Here is a 4,695-nt window from a genome sequence, read left to right on the forward strand (position 1 = left end):
GGATCGCCGTCGTCGCCCACTCCCGCTTTCCGATCGTCGAGCCGTTCGCGGGCGGGCTCGAGATGATCACGCACCTCCTGGTCCGCGAACTCGTCCGCCGCGGGCACGACGTCGACCTCTACGCGCACCCGGACTCCGACCCCGCGCTCCCGATCGCGCCGATGCGTACCGACGGCGAGATCCTGGAGACGTTCGGAGCTGGAGATGTCGCGGACTCGGGGATGGATTCGCACGCGTTCGCCCAGACGGTCATCTACCACGATGTCATGGCCCGCGTCCTCGAGGGCGGCTACGACATCGTCCACAACCACTCGCTGCACCACGTCCCCATCGCGGCGGGCAACGCGCTAGGCGCGCGTTTTGTCACCTCCGTTCATTCGCTAGCGGAGGCCTATCTCCGTCTCGGGTTTGGAGCACTGCCCGTGGTCCGCCAGACGGTCACGACCGTGAGCGAGCACCAGCGGTCCCACCTCGAGGGCATCGTCGGCATTGACCGGACCGTGTACAACGGGATCGACCTCGAGGCCTGGACGGCGAACGTGGCGTCCCCGGGAGACGCCTATTTCTGGATGGGCCGGATGTGCGCGGAGAAAGCGCCTCACCACGCCATCGAGGCCGCTCTTCGGTCCGGCGCGCGGCTCCATCTCGCCGGTCCGGTTAGCGACGCCGACTATGTGGCCGAGCACGTCACGCCCAACCTCGGCCACGACCGCATCGAGTACCTCGGCCACCTCCGGCACGATGAGATCGCGCCGCGACTGAGGGACGCCCGTGGGTACGTGTTCACGAGCGTCTGGGAGGAGCCGTACGGCCTGACAATGGCGGAGGCGTTGGCGTGCGGGACGCCGGTCGTGGCCTACCGCGTCGGGGCGGCGCCCGAGATCGTCACGCCCGACGTCGGCGTTCTGGTTCCGCCCGGAGACGTTGCGGCTCTCGCCGAAGCGATGGGTAGGGCGTCCTCGATCGACCGCCGCGCGTGCCGTCGGCGTGCGGAGGCGTTTTGCTCGTCGACGGTGATGACCGAGTCGTACCTGTCGCTCTACCGCGAGTTGTCGGAGCCAGCGAGCCGCTGACGACCTCGAGGACGCGCCTCGGTGACCGCCCTCGAGGACGCGAACTCTGAAGACGGCCTCGAGGCCGTCGCATCGAGATCGGCACAGACATTCCGCGTCTGCCGCGGCCTCGAGGACGACTCGCCCCTTGCCCTCTACGTCTTCTGGGGCTGCTTCTTGGCCGCCGGGAAAAGCACGTTGTTCAGAATCAGCCGGTAGCCCGGCGACGTGCGATGCAGGGCCAAGTCCGTCGGGGGGTCGCCGACGAAGTGCTGGTAGTCCTCCGGGTCGTGGCCGCCGTAGAAGGCGAAGAAGCCCTGCCCGGCCGGCCCGTAGAGGTAGCGGACAGCGCCTGTCGTCGGACTCTCACCCAGGACGACCACGCCGGGTTTGAGGGCGTCGGCGCGGAAGGCCGAGGTCTGACCCATGAAGCCGGCCACCGTCGAGACATGGTTCTGCGTCAGCATGGTCGGGACCGGGTCGTAGCGGGCCGAAAAGTCGAACAGGGTGAAGTAGTCCGTCAGCGGGCTCCGCAACGAGGGCGGCGGCGCGACGTCGATGTCGGCGTGCTCGTACTCGAGGGCGTTCATCACCGGCCTGAAGTCTTGGAAGGCGATCGTCTGCGAGAAGTCCAGCAGGTCAGGAGCACCGGGCGTGGTGCCGTCGCCGTCCATCTGGGGCGGGACGATGTCGAGGCCGCCGGCCGCCAGCGCCAGGTCGAACGTGTCGGCGCCCGAGCACATCGCGAACAGGAAGCCGCCCTCGCTGACGTAGCTGCGGATCGTCCGGGCGACGGCCAGCTTGAGCTCGCTCACCTTCGAGAACCCCAACGCCTGCGCCGAGGCCTCGGCCTCGAGCTGCTGCTGCTGGTACCACGCGTGGCCGTTGTACACGGAATAGAACTTGCCGTACTGGCCCGTAAAGTCCTCGTGGTGGAGGTGGACCCAGTCGAACTCCCCAAGTCGGCCCTCTAGAACGTCGCCGTCGTAGATCTGCTCGTACGGGACCTCAGCGTAGGTCAGCGCCAACAGCACGGCGTCGTCCCACGGCAACGTCTGGTCCGGCGCGTAGACCGCGATCCGGGGCGCCTTCTCGAGCCGCACCACCGATGTGTTCGCCGCCGGCGACTCCGCCGCGGCCGTCGCCAACGCCCCGTCCACGTCCTCGAAGCGGACGCCCCGTCCTCGAAGCTCCGTCTGGATCCCACCGCCGGCCGGGATCACGAACGACCCGCCGCGGACGTTCAAGAGCCAGTCCACATCGAGGCCGTTGTCGAGCGCCCAGTACACGGCGCCGTAGGCACGGAGATGGTCCGACTGCTCGTCGTCCATCGGGATCAGGATGTCTTGGGCGGCGGGCGCGCAGGCGACGGCGAGAGCGAGAAAGAGTGCACGCATGGCTGTAGGTGTGGACCTCGAGGTCAGGTGCCCACGCGGAGGCGGCGGAGCTCGGCGCGGGCCTCGGGGGCGAGAGGGGAGCCCGGGAAACGCTCGAGCAACCGGTCGTACCGCTCGATAGCGGCACCGGCGTCCTCGAGGTCGTCCAGGTAGGTCTGCGCTTGGCGGCGCAGCGCGCGGTCGACGAAGAACGACGAGGGAAAGCGCTCGACCAAGTCTTCGAGGACGGCGACCGACTGTCCCGGTTCGTTCTGGTCGAGCAAGACGGAGGCTCGGAGGTACAGGGACTCGTCACCGATCGAGCCCGACCGACCGACGACAGCGTCGAGCGAGTCGAGGGTGGCGAGCGCGTCCGACAGGTGGCCTTGACGGTAGCGGAGCGCGGCCCGCCCGTAGATGTGGAGCGGATCCTGCGTCAGGTCGATGTCGGGTCCCGGGATCGCGTCGGGGTCGAGCTCCTCGTTGAGCGTGACGCGGAGCGCCAGGGCGTCGTTCGCCGCGTCGGCGGCGGTGTTCTCGTCCAGGGCCTCGGCCCGTGCCAGCGCCGAGAACATGAACCCCTGGTAGAAGTCGATCAGGGCCAACTCGTACCGCGCCTGCTCGGCCAGCCGGCCGACGCGCAACGTGGCGTCCACGTCGGCAAAGCGCTCGCGCGCGTCCTCGAGGTCGCCCCGTTGCAGTGCGACCTCGCCCAGCGCTAGCCTCGCCTGGGCCGCCGTCTCCGCGTCTCGGCCCGCCGCGGCTTCCTGAAGCCACGACTCCGACGCGTCGAAGTCTTGGTAGACGTCCCGCAACAAGTTGGCGAGACCGAGGGCCGCCGCGGACGACTGCGCGTCGCCGCGGTAGCGGTCTAAGAACAGCGTGTACTGCGCCTTGGCCGAGTCCGCCCTCGAGGTCGGTCCCGGTGCCCGCTCGTTGTGGTCTCGCGCGTCCAGGTCCCAGAGTCGCGCTCGGCCCAAAAGTGCCGGACCCGCGACGGGTCCCGTCGGGTGCCGCGTCAGGATCTCATCGAGGGCGCGGGCCGCTACGTCCGGTGCGTCGGCGCCGCGGGCGCGCTCGGCAAAAGCGAACAGGGACTCGCCTTGCTCGCGCTCCAGCCGGTCGAGGGCGCGCATCGCATCGAGGGCGTCGTCGTAGTCGCCCTGCTCCAAGGCGAGCCAGGCTTGCAACTCTCTTAGGCTCCGGCTCAGCGGATCGAGCGCCGCGGCGCGCGCGATGGCCGTCGCGAAGATCTCCGGCGCGCCCTGCCCGGACACCAGCCGCGTCAGCCGGGCCTGCACGGTGGACTTGTACGCCGGGTCGTCGGCGACCAACGCGAGGTACAGGTCGACGGACCGCTGGTAATCGAGCGCCAGTCCGTACAGGTGCGCCCGGTCGAGCAAAAAGAGCGAGTCGTCTCCGAGGTGGATCCGGCCTCGATCGAGCACCTCGGCGGCCTCGACGAACAGGCGGAGCGACCCGATCGAGGTCGCGACGGACCTGTACACCAACGGGTTGTCCGGCTCGAGGGCGAGGGCCTGGTCCCAGGCGTCGAACGCTTCGTCGGCGCGGCCCGAGCGGTGGAGCGCGACCGCCAGGTCCAACAGCGCCGAGACGGACTCGCCCTCGAGGGAGATCTGGTCCTTGAACAGCGTCACGACGTCCTCGAAGCGGCGGCTCATGCCGTACGCCTCGGACAGCTTGATGCGCACCGACGTCGCGGCCGGTTCGGCGGCGAGCAGGTCTTCGAGCATCGCGGTCGCCTCGTCGACGCGTCCGTTCGACAAGAGGCGAACGGCCAGCGAGTAGCTGCCGGACAACCCCTCGGCGATCGCAGGGCTCGGCGGGCGCGGAGGCCCCGGCTGAGCCGAAGCGGTTGCGACGAGGAGGAAGAGGGCGGCGAGGCGCACGGCACAGGGAGAGGACAAGCGAAGGTAGGCGGCGCCTATCTTCCCGACTTGCCAACGCACCCGTCGCGCCGTTCGTGCGGCGCCGCTCGATGCTCCCCGACCTCCGACCGCCCCCGCCGCCGCGCGACGACCTGCGGGGCGTGGCCATCCTCGGATCGACAGGGTCCATCGGAGAGCAGACCCTCGAGGTCGCCTCGCTCTTCCCGGACCGCTTGCGCATCCGAGCCTTGGTGGCCGGCACGCGCTGGGAACGGCTCGCCGAGCAGGCCATCGCTCACCGGCCGCGCCACGTCGCGATCGCGGATCCCGACGCGTTCGGGCCGCTCCGCGACGCGCTCGCGGGGACCGACACGGAGG

General features: G+C 69.7%; 3 protein-coding genes and 1 pseudogene. 2 read left to right on the forward strand and 2 right to left on the reverse strand.

The genetic code is table 11. The features are described 5' to 3' along the window. Positions 1-1,073 (forward strand): glycosyltransferase (locus WBA11_RS13095; protein ID WP_424521120.1); only part of this gene is annotated, 1,073 nt, incomplete at its 5' end. 134 nt (positions 1,074-1,207) lie between these two features. Here WBA11_RS13095 and WBA11_RS13100 read toward each other — a convergent pair. Next, complete coding sequence (locus WBA11_RS13100) at positions 1,208-2,449, reverse strand: asparagine synthetase B (protein WP_424521121.1); 1,242 nt, start codon at positions 2,447-2,449, stop codon at positions 1,208-1,210. A gap of 23 nt (positions 2,450-2,472) precedes the next feature. After that, complete coding sequence (locus WBA11_RS13105) at positions 2,473-4,338, reverse strand: tetratricopeptide repeat protein (RefSeq protein ID WP_424521122.1); 1,866 nt, start codon at positions 4,336-4,338, stop codon at positions 2,473-2,475. Positions 4,339-4,427: 89 nt separating this feature from the next. On the opposite strand from WBA11_RS13105, the pseudogene WBA11_RS13110 reads away from it, so the two are divergent. After that, positions 4,428-4,695 (forward strand): annotated as a pseudogene (locus WBA11_RS13110) (hypothetical protein); the annotation flags it as partial.

The sequence above is a fragment of the Rubrivirga sp. genome, assembly GCF_049648075.1.
Classification (GTDB): Bacteria; Bacteroidota; Rhodothermia; order Rhodothermales; family Rubricoccaceae; genus Rubrivirga.

What these genes read in the sequence shown, in the direction of transcription:
- WBA11_RS13100 (WP_424521121.1), bottom strand. Translation starts at nt 2,449, where the DNA reads ATGCGTGCACTCTTTCTCGCTCTCGCCGTCGCCTGCGCGCCCGCCGCC.